Here is a 25,274-nt window from a genome sequence, read left to right as displayed (position 1 = left end):
GCCGGCCTGGTCCGGCACAGCCCGCAACCCCAAGGCCGCCCCCGGCAGGCCCCGGCTCATCGACGCTCCCCTCGACGAAGCAGTCGGCCGCCTCGTCGCCCACATCCGGGACTTCAAGCCCGAAATCGTGGTCACCCACGACGCGGTCGGCCAGTTGACCGGCTTCCCTGTCAACTTCTTGTGTTCAGATTCTTTGGCTACTCGAAGGGCCCTCGGTGTGCCGCCGGGCAGGATCCGCGAAGCGCGCGAGGAGGCCGCCTCCGAACTGGCCGGCATCCGGTACGTCGGATACCTGTCCGTCCCTGGCGAGCCATGCGCGCGTGTCCGCTACGCCGCCGCCCTCACGAGCCTCGGCCCCACCACCGCTGACCCGGCGACCGGTCGCACCTACGTCCGGACCCTGGCCACTCCGGAGCAGGCCGTGCAGCTCTTCGACTGGGGGCCACCCGCGGCCGAGCAACTCCAGGCGGTCCACCAGGCCCGAGTCCTCCTCGGCATTCCCCGGGCCGGGCACCAGCCCGTCACCGAGGTCAGCACCCCGACCGCCTGGTAGCTGGGGATGTCCCGCAGCGCGGCCCGGCCTTCCTCGGGCGTGCCGGCGGTCTCGACCATGGGGTGGGCTTCGATCAGTCCGCCGTACAGGCACAGGACGATCAGGAGTTGGCAGACGCGGTCGGAGAACTCGCCGAAGCCGTACTCCTGGCCGCAGCCGCAGGACGGGTCGTGTGCGTGGACGTCGAGCTCCACCTCGTAGGGCTTGCCGGTCAGCGCGTACGGGGGGAGGGGGTGGCCCGGGCCGCTGGGGCAGGGGTGGGTGGTGTCGAACAGGTTGATCCAGACCTTGACGGACGTGGCCGCGAAGCCGGTGTACTCGGCTTCCAGGGCCTTCTCCAGGCGCTGGTGGGTCGCGTAGGCCTTCTCGTCCACGCGCTTCCAGCCCTCGCCGAGCCGGTGCCCGGCCAGGTGAAGGAACCGGTCGGTCAGCAAGGACAGCTCCTCGGCCGTCGGGAGCGTTTCGTCCGCCGTGCCGTACGTATCCGCGGGCACGTCCGGTACGGCGGCGCCCTGGTGGCCGGTATCGGCGTCGTCGTGGGTTGGCCAGACCTGGGTGAGTTCCTCACCGGGTTCGGCGTGGCGGATGAGCGCGAGGTCGGACAGGGTCATCCCGAAGTGCGAGTGGCCGTCCCACACGCTCAGCCAGGGCACGTCCGCCGGGCCGGTGCTGTGCGGGTGGACGTCGGTGACCTCGACGCAGACCTGTACCGGTTCGGGGAACTGGGCGCCGGGCCCGTACCACAGGGCCAGGACCCGGGTCCGGGAGCCCAGGAACTGCCGGGCCTGGCGCACGGCGTGCCGGCTGTGGTCCGAGGGGATCCACCAGCCGTCGCGTGCCCAGGCGTGGTCGGCGTCGACCAACAGGGGGCCGCCCGCGTCGTAGAGCGTTTCGGCGGCCTGCCGGCGGGCCTCGGCCCGCAGCGCCGCGCACTGCTCGCCGGCCGGGGCGGTGCTGCCCAGGCCTTCGGCGTCCGGCCCGGTGACCGGCGTGCCGTCCCAGGCCGGGACGCCGGGCGGGGTGAAGGGGAGCGTGCCCAGGATGACGGCGACCTGGTTCGCCCGGTCGATGCTGTGGCTGATCCGTGCGTCCGCGCCGGTGGCGGCGGGACGCTCGTCGTCGTCATGCGCTCCGTAGCGGCGCTGCGGGTCGTCGGGTTCCTCGTCCAGGTTGTGCCCGAGCAGCATCGGCAGCAGCTGGCACTGGCGGAGCTCGGTGAGACCGCTTTCGACGTTGGAGGCGTCCCCAGTGACCGTGAACGGCTTCATGATCTGGCCGAGGCCGTCGCTGAGGGAGTGGACCAGGTGGTAGGGGGTGCGGTGGCGGTCCCGCTCGCAGGCCTGCGTGGTCAGGGCCACCGCGAAGATGGTGAGCTTGCCGGAGGGGTCGGCAGACCAGGGGTCGGGCAGACCATCACCGGTGAGGTCTCCGTCCGAGCCGATCCGCGCGTTGGCGGCAGCCGGCATCGTGGCCAGGACGGGCCCGGCGGCGGGGTCAGCGAAGGCGGAGAAGTCCGGTGCGTCCGGGCTTCCCTTGAGGGAGAAGGCGCGGAAGTCATGTGGCGGTGCCAGCCGTGGTAGTGGCGGACCTGGTAGTCGTCCAGACCGCATTCTTGCTTGGCGGTCTGGAAGCATTCCTCGACCGCCCATCGGGCGCCGGCGATGCGGATGAGCTCGTTGGGCGTGGTCTGGGCGGGGCAGTAGGCGCTGTAGTACGAGGTCTCCTCGGGCCAGCGGACACTGCGGCAGGCGATCACCCAGTGGCGGCGGTCCGGGCGGTGCCAGGGCCGGACCTCGACCCTGGCCCAGTCGTAGATGCGCGGGCCATGGGCGCCCTCACCGCAGGAACGACGCTTCCACTTCTGGCGCGGCAGCCCCGTGAAGAGGTCGTGGACGGGGGGTCGATGGCCCAGCGGGTGACGACGGTGTCATGGCGAGTGGTGGCCATGACGTGGAAGAAGTCCGCCTGTCGAACAATACGCACAGGACTGCGATGATCTGAGGGCCAAGACCATGCCCGGCCACGTCGGTCGGCCGGGGCCGATCCGCGGCAAAGGAGGATCACCGCACAGTGCGCATCCCGTCCCGATCTGACCGGTGCAGACAGGCGTTCTTTGGGCAGGCCATCGCGTGACCACGAAGACCACAGGCCGAACGGCCGTGATAGAAGCGTTACTTGACGCTGCGGCCAGACCCGTAGTGATCAACCTGACGGGTCCTGTCGGCAGCGGGAAGTCGGCGATCCTGGCCGAACTCGCCACTTCTGTGCCCGTGGTGGACGGCATCTGCAACGAGGACGACCTGGACCGGCTCGCGCTCCCGGCCGGAGGCCCGGTTGTCGTGGCCAGCCGTCGTCCGCTGCCGTCGTACCGTGCGTGGCGTCCGGGGGTCGAGGTGATCGGTGTCGAAGCCGGGCCGTGGCCGGACGAGGAGATCGTCCTCTTGGCCGACGGGCTCGGGGTCACCCATCCGCACCTGCGTGACGGCGTGCTGCGGCTCGCGGGCGGCAACGTACTGCTCGCCTCGGCTCTCTGCCGAGCCCTGCACGCTGCGCCGGGCAGCGTGCCAGCCGCGCTCGACGCCGCAGCCGACGCCGCGGCGCGCAAGGTGTGCGAGCGGCTCGGGGACGAGGTGGCCGGGATCGAGCGGGCGCTGCTGCTGGTCGCTGCCGTGGGGCAGTGCGACGCAGAGCTGCTCACCCAACTCGGTGTGGACGGAGCGGTGTTCGACCGCCTTCGCGCATGCAGCGTGGTCGTCCCGGACGCGCTCGGACTGGCCGTGGCCGACCCGTTTCGCACCGTTTTCGACCAGGCCCTGCGCTGGCGCACGCCCGTAGCCTACCGCTCGGCGCGGACGCTGGCCGCCGCGCACCACACGAGGCTGATACCCGCCGAGCACAGTGGCGCCGCAAGAGGCGATCGCATGGCCGGATCGCTGTTCGCGTCGTTGGATGGGCCGGTGCGGCGGTTGTTCAGCCCGGTGACGACGCCCGTGCACGTCCGTCCGGCCCGCGCCGACGACGCGTCCGACGTCGGCCGGCTGGTCCGCGTGTGGGCGGAGCGCGGCGGCATGGACGTCCGGCGCTCCGAGCGGCTGCTCGGGTCGCTGTTGCACGCCGTGCCCGAAGGCGTGCACGTCGTGTGTGACCGGGAGGACCGACCGGTCGGACTCAGCAGCACCGCGCCGATTCACGACGCGACCGTGGCGGTCCTCGAACCGCTGCTCCAGCAGCACGCGGACGCCGCGTCCGGCGGTGGGCTCTTCATCGGCCTCGCGGTGTACGAGGAGCGGCAGGAGGCGGCCCGGTCGGCGCTCTTCCGGCACTTGCTGTCCACCGCCGTCGGCCGGGGCCGGCTGGTCACCTCGACGCCCTCCCCCGAGTACCAGGCGCTCTACGAGCACGTCGGGGTCCGCGCACACGGGCAGCTCCGCCACGACGTGTACGGCGGGGGCTCCGCCTGCCGGGTGTACTCACAGGACTTCGCCGGCGAAGGCGGGGTGCCGCCCTGGCTGGAGCGGCTCAGACTTCCGTCTCCGGCCCCGGTGCTGCCCGACGACGCGGCCTGGCTCAGCCGCCGCATCCGTGAGGCGCTGGACGCCCTGCACCGCCCGCAGCTGCTCGCCCGCAGCCCGCTGCTGCCCGTGGCCGGCGACCCGGCCGCACTGCGCGAACTCCTCGAATCCGGCGTGCAGCACCTGCTGAACAGCACGGTCGCGACGGAGACGGAAGCCGGGCGCATCCTGTCGCAGTACTACGTGGAGCGGTGCGGCGGGCACGAGTTCATCGCGAACCGGCTGCACCTGAGCCGGGCCACGTACTTCCGCAGACTCAACCAGGGCCTCGCCCTGCTCGCCACCGTCGTCCTCGCCAAGTGCAGGCCGGTGACAAGCTGACATCGACAGGTGTCCGCCACCCCTCCTGCGGGCCGCGGACACCTGTCCGTCCCGTCAGACGGGCAGGACACCACTGCTGGTTGGCGAACCCCCAGATGCCCAGGTGCGCCTTGCCGCAGGTGCGCCAGCCCAGATCGTCCGGGCACGTGCAGAGCGGGGATGACAGCACGTACGAGGTGGAGGACCAGCTCGGCGGCTCGGAACACCGCCGGACGCGGACGACCTCCCCGGAGGCCGTGGGCGCACAGCCCGACGGCGGTTTCGCCCGGCTGTGGGAGGACCACCGGCAGTCACTGTCCCCCGAGGGCTTCCGCGGTGTGGACTTCGACGGCGTGGACCTGGTCCTCCTGGACGCCGACGTCGCCGACCTCGTGCACAGGGAGCTGAACGGCGGGCTCGACGACAGCGGCATCGCCTGCCTCCGGGGTTGCATCGCCGACCTCGAAACAAGATCGTTGCCCTGATCGACGAAGAGTGCTGCGCCTGTTACTTCACTGCCCGCCTGTGCCCTGCTCGCCCTTGTTGGGGCGGCCTTCGCACGTGTCGTGCGAAGCCATGAGGTGATCGCGATGTAGTCGCCGTCCGTGTGGCCTTGCCGGGCGTCGACGCGGTACAGCAGGGCGTCTGTGTACCTGCACCTGGCCCCCAGGGTGCCACGACCAGAGACCGGGCGGGGGCCCGGGTGGCGGGCGTGACGAACGGGTACACGAGCGCACCGCGGTTTTCTGGCGGGCCGCTGACGCAGAGGCACGGCCCCCGGTGGGGGCCGGGGGCCGTGCTCACGGGCGTCCGGAGGTTCAGAGGCCGAGGGCCGAGCCGCGCCAGTTCTGGTACGGACGGGCGTCGGAGCAGTCCCAGATGACGAGGCGGTTGCCGAAGAGGGTGCTGAGCACGTCCACGCACTTGCCGGAGTGGACGCTGCGCAGCTTGCCGCCGGCCAGCAGCTCGAACTGCTGGTTGGCGGCGCCGTGGCAGGAGTTCAGGCCGAGGCGCGAGCCGTTGTCCGTCTTGGCGTACTGGACGTCCAGGCAGTGGCCCATGGAGCGGATGGTCTTGTCGGGCTCCAGGACCCACATCTGGTTGTTGCCGCCGTGGCAGTTGTAGAGCTGGACGATGGCGCCGTCCTGGGTGCTGCCGTCCTTGACGTCCACGCACTTGCCGTTGGGCACGGCGACGATCGGGCCGGAGCCCGCCGGCGGCGGCGGGAAGCAGTGGATCTTCACGAAGGACTGGTACGTGTCACCGCCCTGCCAGACGGGGACGGGCTCCGAGGGCCCCTGGGTGATGTGGCAGAGAGAGGACGGGTACCCTTCCGCCGCGGCCTGCGCGTAGGCCGAGTTGACGGCTATCTGCTGGACGAGGTTGTACGGACCCCAGCCTTCGCCGGTGAAGTACTTGTCCGTGGTGGGCACGGTGGCGAAGGCGGCGGCTGTGGCGCCTGAGGGCATCACGAACAAGGCCGCGATCACGGCCATGAGGGCCGCTGCGAATGTGCGGGCCAACTTCATTGTCGGTCCTTCCAGTGACGGACGTGACTGAGGTGTACCGGTCCGGAAGGGGTGCTCCCCGTCCGGATCCGGCGGGCATGACGCTACCGACCGGACGGGCCGCCGCAGTCTCACGACAGTCTCAACCCTCCTTTCGTGCAAGCAATCTGAGTGACCGCCGGACGCCTGGGGTCGGCTGGGCGCGGGAAGTCGCGGCTCGCCGCCGCGCTGGACGCGGCCACGACGGGCAGACGGACGCTGCCCTCGGGCCGGAGCTATCTCCTGGATCCCGGCCTCGGAGCATGACCCCGTCACCGAGGACGGGCAGGTCCGTGTCATCAAGGACGGACCGCTATGTCGTGGCCCGTCGTGACGGTGTGCGCGAGGTGCTTGAGTCGACGGACGACCGCAGCGGGCGGGCCCTGCCGGTAGAGAACTGGGACCACGGCCGACGCGTGCGCCTCGCACATCTCAGCCAGATGCGCGGCCCGCAAGCCTGCTTCGTCCACCAACGGACGACCGTCCACGCCGGGAGGCGACGAGTGCAGGTGCCGCGCCACCACCATGCCGCGGTTCTCGCCCACTCGGATCGAACCCGATTGAACCCGATCGAATCCGAGCGCACCGCGAAAGCGATCGCGGCCGGCCACAGCGCGTCCCTCCAGTGCACGCCCACCTCGCGGCACAGGGCCTTCGCCGCGGTGCGCGCGGTGGGGTCGTGGCGGTCGACGGCGTCGACGAGTGCGGCCAGGTTCGCGCCGGCGCCCAGGTGCCGGAACATCGGGTGGCGGTCGGAGGGCGGCGACAGCCAGATCCAGGAGCGGGTCAGCGGCTCGCCCCAGCGTTCCATCACGAACGGCCAGCCGCCTCGCTCGCGCAGCGCGCGGTCGAGCCGGGCGCGCAGGTTCGCACCGCAGGTCAGCGCGAGGACGGCCGCGACCGCGTCCCATCCCGCCGGGGCGGACAGGTCTTCGTGCAGGAGTCGGTCAAGCTGGACGGCGAGGTACGGAAGGTCGGTGCGGTAGGGCTGGTCGCCGTCGAAGACGCACGCGGGGCACACCGGCGCGGCGCTCGGCGAGTTCCCCAGCAGGTGATGGGCGGGGTAGCGGTCGCCACAGATCGGGCACGGCGTGGTGGAGCGCTCCTCCATGCCCCGCACCCTGGCCAGCCGAGTCCGCCCCAGCCCGGCGTCCAGGCGCCGCGCGGTCGCGCGGACCGGCTCGCTGGCACAGTCGGCCAGACCGTCCTCGAAGTCGTCCACGGTGGCGTTCCCGGCCGGGCACATCGCCATCAGGTACAGCGGCTGGGTCAGATCGCACTGCTCGGGGTCGTCCGGGTCGCGCTCGGCGCCGTCGTCCTCGTCGTCGGCGCGCCCCACCGAGAGGCTCAGCCCGGCGACGGGCCCGGCGTAGGAGGTCAGGCCGAAGCACTCCAAGGATCGGCGGAGGAGGTAAAGGTGACCCACGGCGATCGGCGTTCGGTGAGGGTAGGAAGGAAGCTGCTCATACGCCATGCTCGCACCCCGCCCGTCCGGGACGCATCCCGGATAACACGCGCGACCTGCGCGGTTACAGCGAAGTCGGGAAGCCGCCACTGACCCGGGCCCGGACGCCCGCCAAACCCCATAGCCACCGCAACCGGCTGACCAGCAACACACACGCCGATGACACCGAACACACCGCATCAAAATGTCACCACCAGGAGAAAACCCACCCCTGAGCAGCGAAAACAACGGCAACCCGAAATGACAACTACCGCTGCGACTCAACGACAATCACCCGCGGTGTCGCAACCCCAGGTCAGGAGCATGACGACTGCGCAGTTTCAGTGATCAGCGACAAGTCGTGTCCCTGCCTGAGCCTTCATAACACCCCAGCACCAACCCGCTTCGGGCACGTCGTGCCTGTCCCTCTCGGACGACTCGATGTCTCCGCCCTCACCCTCCGGCGCAGGCCCTCAGCCGCCCACAGGACGGCTGAGGGCCATGAGTCAGCTGCTCGGGGTGGTTGCTGCTGTGTCGTGGGTTTCGATGTAGCCGTAGCCCGCGTGGGGGCGCGCGGCGTGGGCGGCCTTGAGCCGGGCGTAGTTCGCCGGGATCATCTCCGCTTCCCAGTCGGCCAGGGTCCGCAGGCGCGTAGCGAGGTGTTCCTCGCGGCCCTCGAACTCCACCGGGCCTTCCTGCGGTGCACGGCCCGCACGATGTACGCCAACCTGATGGCCGCGATGGACGCCGTCACCGGGTCGGTGCCGAAGACGGTGCCCGAGGCTCATCTGCGGGCGGCGTGGCAGAGCCTGTTCGTGGTGGTGCCCGTCGTGTCGACCACCTTCGCTTCGCTGGACCGGGTGTTCGGGCGGCTGGGGCCGGAGGCGCTGGGCTAGCTGTTCGTCGACGAGGCCGGGCAGGCGACCCCGCAGATGGCGGTGGGCGGCATGTGGCGGGCCCGCCGTACGGTCGTCGTCGGCGACCCGCTGCAGCTGGAGCCGGTCGTGGTGCTGCCGTGGACGGCGCAGCGGGCGCTGCGCGACGACTTCGGTGTCGCGGAGGAGTGGGCGCCGGGGCGTACGTCGGTACAGCAGCTCGCCGACCGCGCCAACCGCTACGGCACCCTACTGCCCGCCGAACTCCCGGACGGCCGCCACGAGGTGTGGGTCGGCTCGCCGCTGCGGGTGCACCGGCGGTGCGACGACCCGATGTTCTCCATCAGCAACGCGGTGGCCTACGACGGCCTGATGGTCCAGGGGACGGCGCGGCGCGAGCCGTATGTCTACCGGCCGACGAGCAGCTGGGTGGACGTGGCCGGGGCGGAGGCGGACGGGCGCTGGATCCCGGAGGAGGGCCGTGCGCTGCGGCGCATCCTGGAACGGCTGGGCGAGGAGGGCGTGGACCTGGCGCGGGAGGTGTTCGTGATCAGCCCGTTCCGACAGGTGGTGGCGGGCGCGAAGCGGGCGTGCTGGACCTGATGCCGGCGGAGCGGGTGGGTACGGTGCACACGACGCAGGGCAAGGAGGCCGACGTGGTCATCCTGGTCCTGGGCACGGACCCGCGCCGCCCGGGCGCCCGCGCGTGGGCCGCCTCCCGCCCGAACCTCCTCAACGTGGCGGTGAGCCGCGCCAAACGCCGCCTCTTCGTGATCGGCAACTTGGAGTCGTGGCGGGACCAGCGCTTCTTCAACACCCTGGCGGAGTCCCTCCCGTCCCACACCTGGCGCCAGCCACAGCGCGAGGGCGACCGCCCGTAGACGGCTGGTACGGGGACACCCAGCCCGCGGACCACCGCCGGATGCGCTGCACGGATCCGGGTGGTAGCGCCAAAACCTCGTCCGCGAACGGTCCGTCCTGCGCGCGGGCATCCGGGAAAAGCAGCACGAAGCCAGAGCCGAGGCGGCTCATCCCCGCGGGCGCGGGGAGTAGATGACCGCCGGCACAACGACCGTGTCAGCTGCGGGGTCATCCCCGCGGGCGCGGGGAGCAGGGGCGCAAGGGGTTGGTCGGTGTTCGTTCGGTGGGGTCATCCCCGCGGGCGCGGGGAGCAGGACGTGCAGTAAATCCCCAGTATCGAAAGACAGGGGTCATCCCCGCGGGCGCGGGGAGCAGGCTTACTGACCTGCGACTCTATCTGGGCGATGGGCCGTTTTTCAGCACTTCCATCGAATCCGGCAATCAACGTGTTTCATGACAAATCATTACGTCCGAGCCAGCACAGGCGGGTGGCGGGCCGACGACGGCGAGGCTGACAAGGATCGCGGCCCAGGGCCGCCGGCCTGCCAGGAGCATCCGATGATGGCGAACAGACGCTGAGCGTGTGGAATCGCCTTCGGCGAGCCGCCCCTGACCGCATGGAGGTTTCGGAGGGCCTCCACCGCCTCCGCGCGCAGCCGGTCCGGGCGACAGGGCTGGTGCGCATGAGCTCCGGACCGGTCTGCAGGCCGAGAGCACGCATGCTCCGTCGATGAACGCGCAGATCACCGAACTGCTGTCGAGGGTTCGTGTGCCGCTTACTGCCAAGCCGCCGGCACCCGGCGGGTTTCGACACGCAGGCGGCCATGACCCCCAATCAGGTGATTTGGCGATCAAGGTAATGTTCCCTGTGGGGTGTCAATCACCCTGAAGGGGGACGCAGAGTATGGAACTGGCCGCAGAGATAGCCGCGTACCGAGCGGGTTCCGGGGATCCCAGACGCCTGGTGGGCGAGTTCCGGCGGACTGTGCTGCTCGCTCCCCTGACGGAGGGTGCCACGGACGCCGAGGGCGGGTTGATGTCAGCCCTCTCGGGCGGGATCCGCTGGTTCTACGCGTTCACGGACGAGGAAGCGCTCGCCCGGTTCGCCGAGGCCCGCGGGGAAGCCGGCCGCGAATGGCCCTACCTGGCGATCCTGGGTGCGCGTCTGGTCGATGCGGTCGTCCCGGAGGTGGACGGCCCGGCCGGGGTTGCCGTGAACGTGGCCGACGCGGACGGGTCGATGCTGTTCCCGCCCGTCGCCGGGATCGTCCCCGACGCATACGCGGTGGATATCCAGGCCGAGACCGAATCCGGGGAGGTGGCCTGATGGCCGGCGATGGTGGCCTTGAGGTATCCCCGCAGGCGGTGGCCGCGATCCAGAAGGGTCTGCGGGCGGCGATTTCGGAGCTGCGGGAGTCGGGGGATGCGGCCGGGGCCTCGCAGGGGGCGGGGTTCGAGAACCTGTCGATGACCGCGATGGAGACCGGGCACGGGGCGTTGTCGAAGGACTTCGAGGACTTCTGCGAGCGCTGGGAGTGGGGCGTGCGCAGCCTCATCCAGAACGCCTCCACCCTTGCCGGCAATCTCGGCATCGCCGCCGGGACGATGTGGGAGGAGGACCAGTACGTCCAGGGCGCGTTCAAGGTCGTGGCGAACGCCGCGTACGGGAACCCGCACGCCAGTGAGGACGAGATCGAGAAGAAGTCCTGGGGTGACATTTTCAGCGCCGACGTCTACAAGCCGGACTACAGCGCCGAGTCGTTCAAGAAGAGCGGTCAGGACATCAAGCAGACCTGGTCCGACACCAAGGACACGGTGACCTCGACGGGGAAGATCGGGTCGCTGAAGGACCTGCTGGAGCAGACGAAGGGCGACGGGGGCGGTAACTGATGGGCTGGCGGGACTTCGTACCGGACTCGATCGAGGACAAGGTCGAGGACGGGGTCGAGAAGGTCGGCGACTTCGTCGAGTGGAGCGGTGACAAGCTTGCCGACGCCGCCGACGAGGTCGGGCTGGAGGACGCCGGCGACTGGATCCGCGACAAATCCCGTTCGGCCGCCAACCAGCTCGGCGCCGACGTCTCCGAGCTGGAGCTCGGCCAGACCGAGGACCCCAAGAAGCTGGTCTATGGCAGCGTCTCCAAGATCCGTGCGCAGGTTTCGCACCTGAACGACTTCAAGGCGGCCTTCGAGTCGGTCGGCAACGGTCTGAAGACCATGAGCCAGCCCGAGGGCCTGAAGGGCAAGACCGCGGACACCTTCCGCGAGAAGGTGGCCAAGGAGCCGCCGCGCTGGTTCAAGGCCGCCGACGCCTTCGGCAAGGCCGCCGATGCCATGAACCGGTTCGCCGAGACCGTGGAGTGGGCGCAGGGCAAGGCCAAGGAGGCCCTGGACGACTACAACAAGGCGAAGAAGGCCTCTGAAGACGCCCGCACCGCGCACAACAAGCTCGTCAAGGAATACAAGGAAGCCTACGAGGCGAAGAAGGAGACGCTGCCCCCCAGGCCGGGCGACTTCCACGACCCCGGCACCTCCATGGCCCACGCCGCGCAGGAGAAGCTCGACAACGCCCGCAAGCAGCGCAACGAGGTCGCCGAGACCACCGCCGCAGCCGTCCGCGCCGCCCGCGATGCCGCCCCGCCCAAGCCCTCGTACACCGAGCAGCTCGGCGACGGCATGGACTACCTCGACCTCGCCACCACCCACCTGGTCGGCGGCGTCGTCAAGGGAACCGCCGGCATCGTCAACTTCGCTCGTGCCCTCAACCCGCTGGACCCCTACAACATCACGCACCCCGCCGAGTACCTGACCAGCCTCAACTCCACCGCTGCGGGCCTGGTCACCATGGCCAACGACCCCATGGGGGCGGGCAAGCAGATGCTCGACGAGTTCATGAAGGACCCCTCCGAAGGCATCGGCAAGCTCATCCCCGAGCTCGTCGGCTCCAAGGGCCTGGGCTCCCTCAAGAAGCTCGGCACCGCTGCCAAACACCTGGATGACGTCAAGGGCCCGGCCCGGGCCAGGCACACGGCGGACGGTCCGCACATGAGCGAGACGCCCGACGTCGCCAAGCGGTACGACAACACCGACCCGATCGACCTGGCCACCGGCCGGATGTTCCTGCCGCAGACCGACATCGTGCTGCCGGGCACCCTGCCGCTGGCCTTCGTCCGCCGCGCCGAGTCGGGATACACCGCAGGCCGCTGGTTCGGCCCCACATGGACGTCAACGATCGACCAGCACCTGGAGGTCGATGCCGAGGGCGTCATGCTCGTCACCGAGGACGGGCTGGTCGTCGCGTACCCGCATCCGGCTCCCGGCGTCGCCGTCGTACCGCTGTCGGCCTCCGCGCCCCGCCACCCGCTGGAGCGCACCCCGGACGGGGACTGGACCCTCACCGATCCGGACACCGGGCACGTCCGCCGCTTCACCCCGCCTGCCGGCGACCCGGACAGGGACGGCATTGCCCCGATCGCCCAGCTTGAGGACCGCAACGGCAACCTCGTCACCTTCGAGTACGACGCACACGGCACCCCGCTGGGCATCACCCACTCCGCCGGCCACCGCCTCCGCTTCGACACCGCCGACGGCCGCATCACCGCCCTCCACCTCGACGGCGGCCCGCGCATCCTCGCGTACGGCTACACGGACGGGAATCTCACGGAGGTCGTCAACTCCTCCGGTCTGCCGCTGCGCTTCACCTACGACGACCGCGCCCGCATCACCTCCTGGACCGACACCAACGACCGGTCCTACTCGTACGAGTACGACGAGCAGGACCGCTGCGTCGCGGAGGGCGGCGGCGACGGGCACATGGTGCTGCGCCTGGCCTACGACGCCGTCGACGAGGCGACGGGCCACCGCGTGACCGAGACCGTCACGGGCGAGGGCCACACCCGCCGGTACCTCGTCGACGACCGGTACAGGATCGTGGCCGACATCGATCCGCTCGGCCACACCACCCACTACATCCGCGACCGCCACAACCGTCTTCTCGCCCGGACCGATGCACTGGGCCGCACCACCGCCTACGGCTATGACGACGGCGGCAACCTGGTCAGCGTGCTGCGTCCCGACGGGCGAGGCACCACGGCCCGGCACAACGAGCTCGGCCTGCCCGTCCACATCAAGCGGGCCGACGGCCAGGTGGTCCGGTACGCCTACGACGAGCGCGGCAACCGCGTCGCGACCACCGACTCGATGGGCAGGACCACCCGCCTCGGCTACAACGAAGCGGGCGGCCTCACCTCCGTCACCGATCCCCTCGGCCACACGACCACCATCCGCTGCGACCGCGCCGGACTCCCCGTCGAGGTCACGGACCCGCTCGGCGCCACCACACGCTTCGTGCGGGACGGTTTCGGTCGCCCGATCACCATCACCGACCCGGCAGGCGCCACCACGCATCTGCAGTGGACGGTCGAAGGCCGGCTCGCCCACCGCGTCCACGCGGACGGCGCCGCCGAAAGCTGGACCTGGGACGGCGAGGGGAACTGCACCAGCCACACCGACCGGCTCGGCGGGGTCACCCGGTTCGAGTACACCGAGTTCGACGTCCTCACGGCCCGCACGGGCCCCGATGGCGTACGCCACACCTTCCAGCACGACGCCGAACTGCGTCTCACCCAGGTCACCAATCCGCAGGGCCTGACCTGGAACTACACCTACGACCCCGCGGGGCGCCTCACCTCCGAGACGGACTTCGACGACCGTACGGTCACCTACGCGTACGAGCCCACCGGAGCTCTCGCCTCCCGCACGAACGCACTGGGCCAGACGACCACGTTCGAACGCAACGCACTCGACCAGATCGTCCGCAAGGATGCGGACGGCAGCGTCACCACGTACGCCTACGACCTCACGGACCAGCTCGCTGAGGCCCAGGGCCCCGACGGCACGACGGTCACCCTGCTGCGCGACCGCGAAGGCAGGCTGCTGTCGGAGACCGTCGACGGACGCACGCTGACCTACACCTACGACGACCTGGGGCGCCGCACCAGCCGCACCACCCCGACCGGCGCGACGACGACGTGGACGTACGACCCTGCCGGGCGCCGCACGGCGATGACGGCCTCCGGCCGCTCCTTCGACTTCACGTACGACGCCGCAGGCCGCGAGGTGACGCGGCGGATCGGCGACTCCCTCGTCCTGACCCATGCCTTCGACCCCGCCGGACGCCTCACGGCCCAGACGGTCACGGGTCCGGCCGGCGCCCGCGTGCGGCACCGCGACTACAGCTATCGCGCGGACGGCCACCTCACCGCGGTCGACGACACCGCCGGCGGACGGCGGGACTACGAGCTCGACGCCGCCGGGCGGGTCACCGCGGTCCATGCAGCCGGCTGGACCGAGACCTACGCCTACGACCAGGTGGGGAACCAGACCTTCGCCTCCTGGCCGGCAGAGCACCCCGGCAGCGAGGCGAACGGCGAGCGCACCTACGACAGCAACCGCCTCACCCGCGCCGGGGCCGTACGCTACGAGCACGACCGGCTCGGCCGCGTCACCGTGCGCCGCAAGACCCGTCCCTCCCGGAAACCGGACGTATGGCGCTACGTGTGGGACGCCGAGGACCGCCTCGTCTCCGCGACCACCCCTGACGGCACCCAGTGGCGCTACCTCTACGACCCACTGGGTCGCCGCTCGGCCAAGCTCCGCCTGGCGGAGGACGGCGAAAGCGTCGCCGAGCGGATCGATTTCACCTGGGACGGAAACACGCTGTGCGAGCAGACCACCAGCTCGCTGGAGCAGCCCCACGTCGTAGCCATCACCTGGGACCACGAGGACATCCGGCCCATCGCCCAGACCGAACGCATCCTCGACGCGTCACAGGAAGAGGTCGATTCCCGGTTCTTCGCCATCGTCACCGACCTGGTCGGGGCTCCCACCGAGCTGGTCGACGAGTCCGGCGACGTGGCCTGGCACACCCGCTCCACGCTGTGGGGCCTCACCACGTGGGCGGCGAACAGCACCGCTTACACACCGCTGCGCTTCCCGGGCCAGTACGCCGACCCGGAGACGGGCCTGCACTACAACCACTTCCGCCACTACGACCCCGAGAACGCCCGCTACCTCACCTCGGACCCCCTCGGCCTCACCCCCGCGCCGAACCCCTTCACCTATGTGGCCAACCCGCATGCGTGGACGGACTACCTCGGCCTGGCCCCGGACTACGTCCCGATCTACCGCACGCCGAAGGGTGCCCACGCCCAGTACGAACTGAACCACGGGCCGAACCCTGCCAACCACCAGCCGGGGGTGGACATCGGCGGCGGCATCATCTCCGACGGCAAGATCTACTTCGGCGAACGGGCAGTGGCCGCCGAGTACGCTGGGCCGACCGGAGCGAACTTCGCCAAGGGCATGGTCAAGTACGAAATGCACCCGAAATTCCTCGAAGAATTCGTGGACCACGTGAAGGTCCACGACCGGAACGGGCCGGGTGGCGCCGTCCGGCTCGAATTCGAGATACCGGTGGAAAAGCTCGACCGGTTCAACGAGCTGACGCAGCGGCGCAGCTGGGTCGACGTCTATGGAGGACCGAGTTGAGATTCCACGACCACCAGGAACTCGATGTGACAGTCGTTGCGGTCGCGCCCGTGGGCGCGAAGGTCGAGGTGGACGGCCACGAGGACGTATTCGGCTTCATCGACCAGGTGAAGCACCCGTCCTGGTGGGACGCGAGCGTGGCGCCGCCCCGCGCGGGCGACAAGCTCCACGTCTGCGTCCTGGACCCCACCCGCGAGCCGTACCCCCGACTCAGCGCACTGCAGGACGACATCGACATCGCCCGACGCCTCCGCGGGGAGGCATAGCCGGAGCCCGTCAGGGAGTCTGCGGTCGTCAACGGCAATCGGGAGTCATCCCCGCGCACGCAGGGAGCAGGACGGCGACAAATACCACGACAACTGCTCGAGCAGGCGTGGAAGCAGGACGACGAGGACGAGGCCACGGCGCTTCTGGACAAGGCCGTGCAGAAGATGTTCGCGCTGCTGTCACCCGCTCGGGAGCTGATGAATCGCGTGGTGCCCGACGGCAGCAAGAACTACGGACCGGAGTTTCGCTACACGGCGCCGTGAAGCGCCCCTATCCACCCTGTGAGAGGAACGATGGACCGCTCGACATCAGCCTCCTCTCCCCACCTGCGGCTGCTGGGTCAGTTCCTGCTGACGTACGGCGCGGAGGCGGTGAACCTGTCCGGGAACGCGCAACGCCTGCTGGCACTCGTGGGACTGCGCTCGTGCGTCAGCCGGACGGTCCTCGCGGGCACGCTGTGGCCGGAGGCCACCGAGGCGCGCGCCAGGGGCAGCCTGCGCAGCGCACTGTGCACGCTTCCCCATGGCGACCGGAGACTGGTCATCTGCTGCAGGAACACGGTCTCGCTCGTCGACTCCGTGACCGTGGACGCCCGCGTGCTCGCCGACACGGCGCTGCGTGTGGTGCGGTCGCCGGGGGGCATTGGGGGTGGCCAGCGTGGAGGCGGTGCCGGCGGTCCTGTTCGGCGACGGGGAACTGCTGCCCGGCTGGGACGAGGACTGGGTGCTGCTCGAACGGGAACGGCTGCGGCAGTTGCGCCTGCATGCACTCGACGCGCTGGCAAACGGCCTGGCCCGGGAAGGTCAGCACGCACTCGCCCTGGAGACCGCCCTGACGAGCGTGCGGACGGAACCGTTGCGGGAAAGCGCGCACCGAGCGGTCGTCGCCGCGCATCTGGCGGAGGGGAACGTGCACGAGGCGGTGCGTCACTACGTCGCCTTCCGGCGCCTGCTGCACGAGGAGTTGGGCGTACCGCCCTCGGCCCTGTTCGCCCGCCTGCTCCAGTCGGGCGGCGAACGCCGGCACACGCCTTCCCCGCTTCGTGAGGAGCGCGGCCGTACGCTTCAGACCCGCCGTGCCGCCTCAGTAGTCGGAGCGGACGGCCCGCGACCTCCGTGAAGAGGCCCGGCGAACACGCCGCAAGCCGGGGCAAGCCCGGTACTCCACCCAGTCGGCCAGACCTGGACCTGCAGAGGCCGCCATGCCGCGAAGCTCCATCGACGGCGACAACTCCCACGAGCCGGCGGATCTTCTCGCCGGTTGAGATGCGACTGAACCGGTCGGTCAAGCCGAGTTCATCCCCGCGTGTGCGGGGAGAAGGCTCCGCGACCTGGGACTTTAGTCGGGCCGTTAGTAAGCACTTTCACTGAAACCGGCAATCCTGCCAAACCGGCGCCCCCGTCACCGACGGGCAGAACCTGGTCCTCCAAGTGCAATCGACCCAAATGCCCCCAGGGATCAGCTATAGCGAGGCGGGGTGAAGTCTCTACGACCTCACCCCGCCGCACAATTTCAAACGGGTCTGACTGCACTCCTTGCCGAGTCTTGCCGCTTGCTGCTATCCCAGTCGCACGTTTGCCACGGTCAACACACCTGAGAACGACATTTCCATGAGAATCTGGTCTTGGGCGGAGTAGATCCAGAAATCGGGGCTGACTTCGAGTATTTCGGACGTCGACGAGAGGAGAGTCGTTTTGCTCAACCTCAGGCTAGGCATGACGACGCTTCCCCACATGACGATTAGATCCCCGTCCAATGGCATGAAATGATGGATCGCCTCGTTCACTGTGCGAAAGTCTGCCTCTTCGAAGCAAGCCAGGACATCAGTCTGCGCTCCGGTCCAATTGATGGAGCCATCGGCATTACGTGGATAGCTCGCCAGGATTTCGCTCTCGTATCGCTGATGGGTTTGGAGGCTCAGCAAAACCACATCGGCTCGTCCTATCCATTGCCGACGCGGACCGTGCGCACCATCGACGCGGGCCATTTTGACCATGGACGGTGGCAGCAGATCAGGCCTTGTACCGTAGAGATCTTGCAGGCTCATTGGATGCTGTCCAGAAGCTTCATGAACTCCGCTTCCGTTCCCTTCCACGGGACCGCCCACTTCCGTCGAGACTCACCCTTGCCGACTTCCACATTGATGTGGGGCCCCTTCTCCGGGTCCCAGTCCATACGGAACCGCTTGAACTCCCCGTTTACACGGGTCGTGAACCCTACCACCTTGCCATACGTGCTTGTGGCGGCCTCCATACGGCTGACGTAGGGAACTCGCGTCGTCTGATCGATCTCCCCCAGCAGCTCGAGCGCCTTGTTACGAGCCGGCTCATAGCTGTTGAACGTGTCAAGGACGATTTCACACGGTGTGGAGTTGTGAACGAGGACCGGTGTGGTGCCAGCGAGCACGAAGTACGTGTGGAGGTCGTCCACAGTGAGGTCATAAGCCGATCGCAGACCGGTCCAGTCGTGAGTAGCGCCGATCTTGACGGCATCTCCGCTGGGCGCCCGCAGGGTGTCACCGGCTCGCAGATCCCTTGCTTCGATCCAATGCTGACGGTTCTCAGCCCAGTAGGGGTGACCATCAGTGGAGGTGACGGCGGAGCCGTCTGCGAGGGTGATGTCGGTGAAGTTCCGGTCATCGGGTGTGTGGATGGTCCGGGTGACGCTGCGAGATCCGCTTTCGCCAGTGGCAGCATCGGCGGCGACGACGAGGTCACCGACTTGGATTTGCTCGATGGATTTATCGGATCCGTCCGCCATGAGGACCCTGGTCCCCGCGGGGAAGCTGTGGGGAACCGAGGAGACCAGGCATTCGACGGCTCGCCGCCCTTGGCGTGCGTCCTGCACGATCTCGACGCCGTCGTCCAGCTTCGTCAGGAGCTTGAACTTGCCGACCGGCAGAACACCGACGGCGGCCATGGTGCAGCCGAGGAGTGTTGGCTCGTTGATGCATGCCTTGATGTCGTTGAGTCCCGTGACCTCCCAGACGATCGCATTGAGAACCGGATCGATGGGGAACTGGATGATGGAGTTCCCGGGGTCCTGGGCACACGCCATGATCGGCGCCATCGTCTCGCGGGTGGGGTGGGGAACGCAGATCCTCTTGGGCTTGGTCTGCTGCTGCTGCTTGCGTTGCTCTTCGGCTCGGCGGAGGGCTTCGGCTTGTTCCTTTTCCCGCAGGACCAGGACGGCCTTCCAGGCTTCCTTGGCCTCACCTTCGGCAGCTTCCTTGCTTTTGCCGGCAGCGATGGCTGCGTCCCGCGCCTTGCTGGCGGAGGCGTTGGCCTGTTCTGCGGACTGGCGTGCGTAGGCGGCAGAGAAGCTGGCCTGGGCTGCGGAGTTTTCGGCAGCGGTGGCGTCTTGTTCTGCACGGTTGGCGGCGTTACGGGCGGTGGTGGCGGACTTTGCCGCGTTGGCCGCGGAGGTGGTGGCGGCATCGGCGGATGCCTTGGCATTGGCCGCGTACTGGGTGGCGGCCGTGGCGGACTTCTTGGCCTCGTCGGCGGCGGCGTCTGCTTCTGCCTTGGCCGTTTGAGCCTTGGCTGCTGCTTCGGCGGCGCGCCAGCGGTTCTCCATCGCCTTGGCAGCGACCTGCTGGCCCTCGGCCAGCAGTCGTTCGACGAGGTTGATGTGGTTGGTGGCCAGGTCGTCCTTGCGCTGGGCCATGTATTGGCCGGTGCTGACGAACTCGTGCAGGAGGTCCGGTGATCCGACGAGGGCGACCTTGGCGGCGGCCTTGACCTCGGGACCGCCGGTGTTGGTCAGAGTGGCGGCGATGACCTTCTCGTCGGTGACGCGTTCGCCGTACTGGGTGACCTGGAGGAAGGTGGCCAGGGCCTTGCCGCTGCCGTTGGCGAGGGCCTTCTTGGCTGCTTCCTTGACGCTGGGTCCGCCGGTGTTGGTGAGCCGGGCAACGTCGACCTTCATGTCGTCAGTGGCGGCCGTGTACTGACCGCTGCTGTAGAAGACCTCGATCTGTTCGGGGGTGCCCTTGAGGGCCTCGGTAGCCGCGGTGCGGACGGAGGCGTAGGGGCTCTGAGCGCTCAGCTGGACAACACGCTGACGTACGTCCTGTTGGCCAGCTTCTTTCCAACGGGTGCGCAGGTAGTCCAGGACGTCCTGGTCAGTACCTGCGAGCGCGCGGGCGGCGGCTTCCTTGTGCCAAGAGCCCAGCAGTTTCATAGCCTGCATGGCGAGCTGACGGCCCTTGGCTGCGGTCGCCTTGACGTCCACATCAGGGCGGGCGGCCTCTTGAGCCAGCGTGGTGGCCGTGTCGTTCAGGGTGAGAGCCTGGACCTGCGTTGAGGCCGCGGCGGAGATCTGGGCGTCGCTGCCGGCCTTGATCGACCGGGCGCGCTCGATGGCCGCGTCGGTACGGCTCTGCAGGTCGGCTGCCTCGGCCTCACGAGTGAGATCGAAGGTCTCCTTCGCCTTCTTCACCGCTGCCACCGCTGCTTCAGCGGCCGTCTTCGCCGCGTCGGCGTTCTTCTGTGCCTGTGCCGCGTAGGCTGCGGCGATCCCTGCCTGGCGGGCCGCCTCTTCTGCATAGTCAGCGGCGTTGTTGGCGTGGGTGGCGGCGCTGTTCGCCGCGTCACGTGCCCCATAGGCAGCATTCGCCGCGCGCTGCGCCAAAGCGGCGGAACGGTCGGCCGCAGAATCAGCGGCGTTCGCGTGACGACGCGCCTCAGCCGCGGCCTGGCGGGCCTCGGACGAGTGCCCTCCGGCCGCGTCCGCATAACGGTTGGCTTCGTCGGCCGCATCGGCGGCGTCCTTGGCATTTGCCGAGGCTCCCTTGGCCGCCTTCGAAGCGAGACCCGCAGCGGCGGAGGCCTTGCCTGCCTGGTCGGCGGCCTTCGCCGACTCTGTCGCGGCCTGTGCCGCGGCCCGCGCGTTGGCCGCGGACTGACGTGCTGCTTCCGCCTGACCCGCATTGCCGGCAGCGGCTATCGCCGCGTTGTATGCCGTGTTCGCCGCGTCCTCCGCGGCCGCCGCAGCCGACGCGGTCTGCATCGCAGCCAACGCGGCACGACGCGCGGCACGATTGGCCGCGTTCGCCGAACCTATGGCCTCCTGAGCCGCCGAGGCGGCCGCACGAGCGGCGTCGGCCGCCTGCTTGGCCTTCACAGCCGCACGCTGGGAGTCGTTCTTGGCAGCTGCGGTCTCCTGCGCGGCCTTCTTCGCAAGCTCCTTGGCTTTCTCCGAGGCGTCGATCGCCTTCTCCGAAGACTCCTGAGCGGCCTTGGTGGCCTCATCGGCCTGCTTGCCGGCCGCCTTCGCCTGCTCGGTCAAATCCGCGATGGTCGCGTATTCCTGATCCCGGTTTCGGGCGACGAACTGCCCGACCTCCAGGAACTCAACCATGTCTTCCGGGGTGCCCTTCAGCGCGACCTTCGCCGCCGCCTTCACATTCGGACCACCAGTACTCGTCAGCCGGGCGACGTCCACTCGGTTGTCGTCCTTGCGGGCTTCGTACTGGCCCGAGGCAAGAAACTTCTCACGGTCCGTGAACGTGCCCTGCAGGGCGGCTTTGCCCGCATCACGGACGCCGGGTCCACCCATGCCGACGATGCGAGCGATGTCGACCTTTCGATCCTCGTCCAGGGGGTAACTGAGGCCATAGTCGAGAAGCTCCTGCAGTTCAGCCGGAGGCTTACCCCAAGCCTCCTTGATGGCCTCACGAACCCCCGGGCCACTCGTCGACATCAGCCGAGCCGCATCAACGCGGTTGTCGTCGTGCTGGATGACCGGGGCCTCGTCCAGGAACTTCCGGATCGCATCGTCGCCACCCAGTAGAGCCTGCTCAGCCGCCTCCTTGATACCGGCCCCGCCGGTCTCCCAGAGATCGACAACCTGGGCACGCACACCCGCTGAAACCGGCGCAGAAGACTCGGCCGCCGTAGCGGCGGGTACCCCGAGCAGACCAGACAGCAAACCAGTGGCTAGCAATGCGTTCAATGCGCGTTTGCGCGCAGAGACGTGCTTGAGTACTCCCGAACCGGAGGTTCGGAAGCGTATGCGCCGTTTCACGGCAGCCCCCTAAGACTGGAAGTGGTCAAGGCACGCAAGGCTGGAATTCGCCAAAGATAGGCGCGCCGCCGGCTTGCGTAGCCGCTCCACAAGCCGGCGTTCGCTCTAAGAACGGCCGACTTGGAGCCGCATGATCGTACAGCTATCTGGACACCAGTGACGGGCCCCGCTTCCGCGGAACTCCACTGCCGCCTGAAATGTCCGACTCAGCGATCAACCCGCACCCATAGCGGAGTTTCGCCGGCGCAGACCCACGCTCACGCGAAGCCTGTCAGCGTCAAAAGGTTGCACTGACGGGTCGCCCCTTCTGTGAGATGTTGATCACCTCTAGCCGTTGGGGTGTGGATCTTCGATGTGATTCAATCTGCTGAAAACTGACGGGACCGCTATGTCTCGTCCTGTGAAATTCTCGAGAGGGCCATAATGGCTATATCCCGCCCGCGTAAGGCCTTGTTCGTGGGCCTGGCGTCGGTACTCACGGCGACCACGGCGGCAGCCGGAGTCGCCTACGCCGTACCCGGAGCCGTCACCGCCACGGCTTCCGGCGACATGGCATACGCCATCGAGGACTTCGGCTACCCGAATGCCGCGAAGATCGAAGCCGAAAAGGGTATCGTGCTCAAGCGCGGTGACGGCAACATCGTCCTGACCGCATGTGACGGCACGCAGGACATGATGATCAACACCCGCTCCGGGCAAAAGGACTACTGCTTCGACGTCAAGGCGAAGCCTGGCTACCTCAACTTGGCCGTCCCCGACGCATATGGCATCTGGACCGAGTCGTACCCGGTGAAGACCACCATCGAGGCCAACGGCGCCAAGACCGTCATCGACGCCCCCGCCAACGACTTCACCAGCTATGGGGAAGCCACTGGGGGCTCCGTGCGTTCCACCCTCATCGAACTACGCGTCACCGGCGAAAACGCCAACCCCCCGGCTCCCTCGGGCGATGCCACTCTGGCCTTCACCGGCAAGATCACCATCGGTGACAGCAAGCGGGCGTGCACAGCGGCGCTGGTCGACCAGTACTGGGTTCTCACGGCCAAGCACTGCTTCGCCGACAACCCCGCCGACACGAGCACCGTCGCCGCCGGGGCGCCCAAGGACAAGACCACCGTCACCGTGGGCCGGACCGATCTGGCCACTTCCGGCGGTCACACCACCGAGGTAACCCAGCTCGTCCCCCACGCCGACCGCGATCTCGTGATGGCCCGTCTGGCCAAGCCGGCCACGGCCGTCACCCCTGTCGCGCTGTCCGCCACCGCGCCCACAACCGGCGAGACCCTCACCGCCGTCGGCTTCGGCCGCACCCGCACTGAGTGGGTTCCCTCCAAGCTCCATTCGGCCGCCTTCACCGTCGGCACTCTGACCGCCACCAGCTTCCCTATGACGGCGAAGACCCCCGCCGACGCGACTGTCTGTCAGGGCGATGCAGGCGGCCCCGCCGTGCGCACCGAGAACGGCAAGCCTGCTCTGGTCGGCATCACCGGCCGGTCCTGGCAGGGCGAATGCCTCGACAGTGGCACCACCACGACCGGCGCGTCCGACGTCCGTATCGATGGCACCCAGAACTGGGTCAAGCAGGTTCGCTTCACCACTGCCTCGATCAAAAACGTCAACAGCAGCCGCTGCCTCTACGTCCCCTGGCAGACGCCCGGCAACGACGCTGTTGCCCAGCAGTACGACTGCGCCCCCGAGTACGCCGACCAGCTGTGGAAGGTAGAGCCGGTCACTGGCGGCAGTTACCAGCTGCGTAACGTCAACAGCAACCGCTGCATGTGGGTCCCCTGGCAGACCCCCGGCAACGATGCTGTCGTCAAGCAGATCGACTGCGACTCCAAATACGCCGACCAGCTCTGGAAGGTAGAGCCAGTCACTGGCGGCAGTTACCAGCTGCGTAACGTCAACAGCAACCGCTGCATGTGGGTCCCCTGGCAGACCCCCGGCAACAGCGCTGTCGTCAAGCAGTACGACTGCGACTCCAGGTACGCCGACCAGCTCTGGAAGCTCTGATTCAACCGCGGAAGCCACCCCCTCAGTACGACAGGGGGTGGCTTCTGGCATGGTCGGCTGTACCAGAACACCCTCCACCGTGGTGGAGGGCCTTCCGCGCCGCCGCACGCGCCGCCGCCGAAGGCCGCACGCTGGCCGGCCACTGGGTCCGCGGCCACTGGGTGCTCGTCGGCGCTGGCGTAGTAGTGGTTGCGGCGGACCCAGCGTCAAGGAAGCAGCCAAGAAGGCCCTCGCTGACCATGCTCGGCAGGAGCGTGATCCCCCGGCGCACGGTGAGCGGGGTCGGTGAGGTCCACGTCCTCGGCGTTCTCCAGCCCGGCGGCCGGGAGGAAGACCCGGATGTCGGCCGGCCGGTGCGCGACCCCGATGGCGACGCCGTCGTAACACACCCGGCGCCAGCCCTGCTCGTCGGGCGGGTAGACGATCAGCGTCGCGGACATGCGCCCAGCCTGTACCCGTCGCTCCCCACTGGCACCCGGCCGCGCGCGAACGGGTGACGCCCGCCAGCCGCCGCAGCTCGCGGACTGCCGCACCGGCGCCTGCAGCCGCGGAGTACGTTCGGAAGTACGGGGTGCAGCCCTGGCCACGGGGGCCGCACCCCGACAGCGTCCCGCCGGGCGTGCCGGGCCGGAGCCGGTTCCACTCCCTCGTGCGGGTGAGGCCGTCAGCGAACCGTCTCCGGTCCCCCGCCGTCGCAGCGGTCATGAAGCCGATCGACGAGCAGCACATCGCGGAGCCTGGCCTGGTGGTCCTGGACATCACTGGCGGGGACGAGGACACCGTCCGGGCCGTCATGGCCGCACTGGAAGAGCGCTGGGCAACCTCGGGTGTCGGCCCGGTGCGCCGGGATCCCGGCGAGCCCGGTGTCCGGGCGCGGATCTACGCCGACGTCCTGCGCCCGGGTCGGGACGGCCCGTAACCACAGTGTCTGGGCAAGCCCCTCGTGAGGGCTTGCTCAGGTCGCCTAAGGCTTGCCCAGTGCTGAGCGCTCCCACAGCGGCCGGCCCTAGCCGCTCCCACCGCAGTGTGCGCAGTGTCCCAGGCGGGCGATGCCGGGCGCGCGCGCCGATGGTGTCGGCGGCATCGAGCAGCAGCCTGGTCAGCCCGTCAGATGGTCCTCGTGGAGGGCCAGGTCCTGGCGCTTGCCGACCATGACGTCCAGTGCGATGTCGGGGCCGAGGGTCCGGGAGTCCCAGCTGATGCCGCGGGTGGCAGTAGCGATCATGTCGTGCATTACCGGCCAGCCGATGCGCTGGGTCGTACCGCG

Annotated in this window: 20 protein-coding genes and 1 pseudogene; 12 read left to right on the top strand and 9 right to left on the bottom strand. The window is 69.0% G+C overall.

The window, feature by feature from the left end:
* Positions 1-387 precede the first annotated feature (387 nt).
* The gene (locus tag AC0666_RS30085) at positions 388-2,019 is read right to left on the bottom strand and encodes a hypothetical protein (protein WP_478708751.1); all 1,632 of its coding nucleotides are present in this window, start codon (positions 2,017-2,019) and stop codon (positions 388-390) included.
* 80 nt (positions 2,020-2,099) lie between these two features.
* A pseudogene (locus AC0666_RS30080) lies at positions 2,100-2,527 on the bottom strand (transposase family protein); the annotation flags it as partial.
* Between the two features lie 224 nt (positions 2,528-2,751).
* Here AC0666_RS30080 and AC0666_RS30075 point away from each other — a divergent pair.
* Both AC0666_RS30075 and AC0666_RS30070 read left to right on the top strand, forming a co-directional pair.
* Positions 2,752-4,446, top strand: a complete 1,695-nt coding sequence (locus tag AC0666_RS30075; RefSeq protein WP_478708750.1) for a hypothetical protein — start codon at positions 2,752-2,754, stop codon at positions 4,444-4,446.
* 146 nt (positions 4,447-4,592) lie between these two features.
* On the top strand, positions 4,593-4,910 hold the full coding sequence (locus AC0666_RS30070) for a hypothetical protein (protein WP_468973982.1): 318 nt from the start codon (positions 4,593-4,595) through the stop codon (positions 4,908-4,910).
* A 333-nt stretch (positions 4,911-5,243) separates the two neighbouring features.
* On the opposite strand, the gene AC0666_RS30065 is transcribed toward AC0666_RS30070, so the two are convergent.
* From AC0666_RS30065 to AC0666_RS30055, 3 genes are all read right to left on the bottom strand, one after another.
* Positions 5,244-5,954 carry a ricin-type beta-trefoil lectin domain protein gene (locus tag AC0666_RS30065; RefSeq protein WP_468973984.1) on the bottom strand — a complete coding sequence of 237 codons (711 nt, stop codon included), beginning with the start codon at positions 5,952-5,954 and terminating at the stop codon, positions 5,244-5,246.
* A 331-nt stretch (positions 5,955-6,285) separates the two neighbouring features.
* Positions 6,286-7,368 (bottom strand): hypothetical protein, encoded by a 1,083-nt coding sequence (locus tag AC0666_RS30060; RefSeq protein WP_478708749.1) that lies wholly within the window; start codon positions 7,366-7,368, stop codon positions 6,286-6,288.
* A 554-nt stretch (positions 7,369-7,922) separates the two neighbouring features.
* Positions 7,923-8,102, bottom strand: a complete 180-nt coding sequence (locus AC0666_RS30055) for a hypothetical protein (RefSeq protein ID WP_478708748.1) — start codon at positions 8,100-8,102, stop codon at positions 7,923-7,925.
* 30 nt (positions 8,103-8,132) lie between these two features.
* Between AC0666_RS30055 and AC0666_RS30050 the strand changes: the two genes are divergently transcribed.
* From AC0666_RS30050 to AC0666_RS30015, 8 genes are all read left to right on the top strand, one after another.
* Entirely contained in the window at positions 8,133-8,312 is a 180-nt protein-coding gene (locus tag AC0666_RS30050) for a hypothetical protein (protein WP_478708747.1), read from the top strand.
* Positions 8,313-8,348: 36 nt separating this feature from the next.
* Complete coding sequence (locus tag AC0666_RS30045) at positions 8,349-8,894, top strand: hypothetical protein (RefSeq protein WP_478708746.1); 546 nt, start codon at positions 8,349-8,351, stop codon at positions 8,892-8,894.
* On the top strand, positions 8,882-9,172 hold the full coding sequence (locus AC0666_RS30040) for an AAA domain-containing protein (RefSeq protein WP_478708745.1): 291 nt from the start codon (positions 8,882-8,884) through the stop codon (positions 9,170-9,172). The genes AC0666_RS30045 and AC0666_RS30040 overlap by 13 nt, the downstream gene beginning before the upstream one ends.
* 884 nt (positions 9,173-10,056) lie before the next feature.
* Positions 10,057-10,479 carry a hypothetical protein gene (locus AC0666_RS30035; protein WP_478708744.1) on the top strand — a complete coding sequence of 141 codons (423 nt, stop codon included), beginning with the start codon at positions 10,057-10,059 and terminating at the stop codon, positions 10,477-10,479.
* Positions 10,479-11,042, top strand: coding sequence for a hypothetical protein (locus AC0666_RS30030; protein ID WP_478708743.1), 564 nt, complete (start codon positions 10,479-10,481; stop codon positions 11,040-11,042). The genes AC0666_RS30035 and AC0666_RS30030 overlap by 1 nt, the downstream gene beginning before the upstream one ends.
* Positions 11,042-15,700, top strand: coding sequence for a putative T7SS-secreted protein (locus AC0666_RS30025; RefSeq protein WP_478708742.1), 4,659 nt, complete (start codon positions 11,042-11,044; stop codon positions 15,698-15,700). Before AC0666_RS30030 ends, AC0666_RS30025 begins: the two co-directional genes overlap by 1 nt.
* Before the next feature lie 26 nt (positions 15,701-15,726).
* Positions 15,727-15,966 (top strand): hypothetical protein, encoded by a 240-nt coding sequence (locus tag AC0666_RS30020; RefSeq protein WP_478708741.1) that lies wholly within the window; start codon positions 15,727-15,729, stop codon positions 15,964-15,966.
* A gap of 649 nt (positions 15,967-16,615) precedes the next feature.
* A complete protein-coding gene (locus AC0666_RS30015) occupies positions 16,616-17,086 on the top strand; it encodes an AfsR/SARP family transcriptional regulator (protein ID WP_478708740.1) in 471 nt (156 codons plus the stop codon).
* A gap of 439 nt (positions 17,087-17,525) precedes the next feature.
* On the opposite strand, the gene AC0666_RS30010 is transcribed toward AC0666_RS30015, so the two are convergent.
* A complete protein-coding gene (locus AC0666_RS30010; protein WP_478708739.1) occupies positions 17,526-18,014 on the bottom strand; it encodes a CDI toxin immunity protein in 489 nt (162 codons plus the stop codon).
* Entirely contained in the window at positions 18,011-21,994 is a 3,984-nt protein-coding gene (locus tag AC0666_RS30005; protein ID WP_478708738.1) for a polymorphic toxin-type HINT domain-containing protein, read from the bottom strand. The genes AC0666_RS30010 and AC0666_RS30005 overlap by 4 nt, the downstream gene beginning before the upstream one ends.
* Positions 21,995-22,450: 456 nt before the next feature.
* Between AC0666_RS30005 and AC0666_RS30000 the strand changes: the two genes are divergently transcribed.
* Positions 22,451-24,007 carry a trypsin-like serine protease gene (locus AC0666_RS30000; protein ID WP_478708737.1) on the top strand — a complete coding sequence of 519 codons (1,557 nt, stop codon included), beginning with the start codon at positions 22,451-22,453 and terminating at the stop codon, positions 24,005-24,007.
* A 206-nt stretch (positions 24,008-24,213) separates the two neighbouring features.
* On the opposite strand, the gene AC0666_RS29995 is transcribed toward AC0666_RS30000, so the two are convergent.
* Positions 24,214-24,447, bottom strand: a complete 234-nt coding sequence (locus AC0666_RS29995; RefSeq protein WP_478708736.1) for a hypothetical protein — start codon at positions 24,445-24,447, stop codon at positions 24,214-24,216.
* A gap of 263 nt (positions 24,448-24,710) precedes the next feature.
* Here AC0666_RS29995 and AC0666_RS29990 point away from each other — a divergent pair, with 263 nt between their 5' ends.
* Entirely contained in the window at positions 24,711-24,926 is a 216-nt protein-coding gene (locus AC0666_RS29990) for a DUF6207 family protein (RefSeq protein ID WP_478708735.1), read from the top strand.
* A 180-nt stretch (positions 24,927-25,106) separates the two neighbouring features.
* Here AC0666_RS29990 and AC0666_RS29985 read toward each other — a convergent pair whose 3' ends face one another.
* Entirely contained in the window at positions 25,107-25,232 is a 126-nt protein-coding gene (locus AC0666_RS29985) for a hypothetical protein (protein WP_478708734.1), read from the bottom strand.
* Positions 25,233-25,274 lie beyond the last annotated feature (42 nt).

Source organism: Streptomyces sp. NPDC043680, from assembly GCF_056436685.1.
The sequence above is the reverse complement of the archived record's forward strand: the minus strand, read 5'-3'. Positions and strand labels throughout refer to the sequence as shown.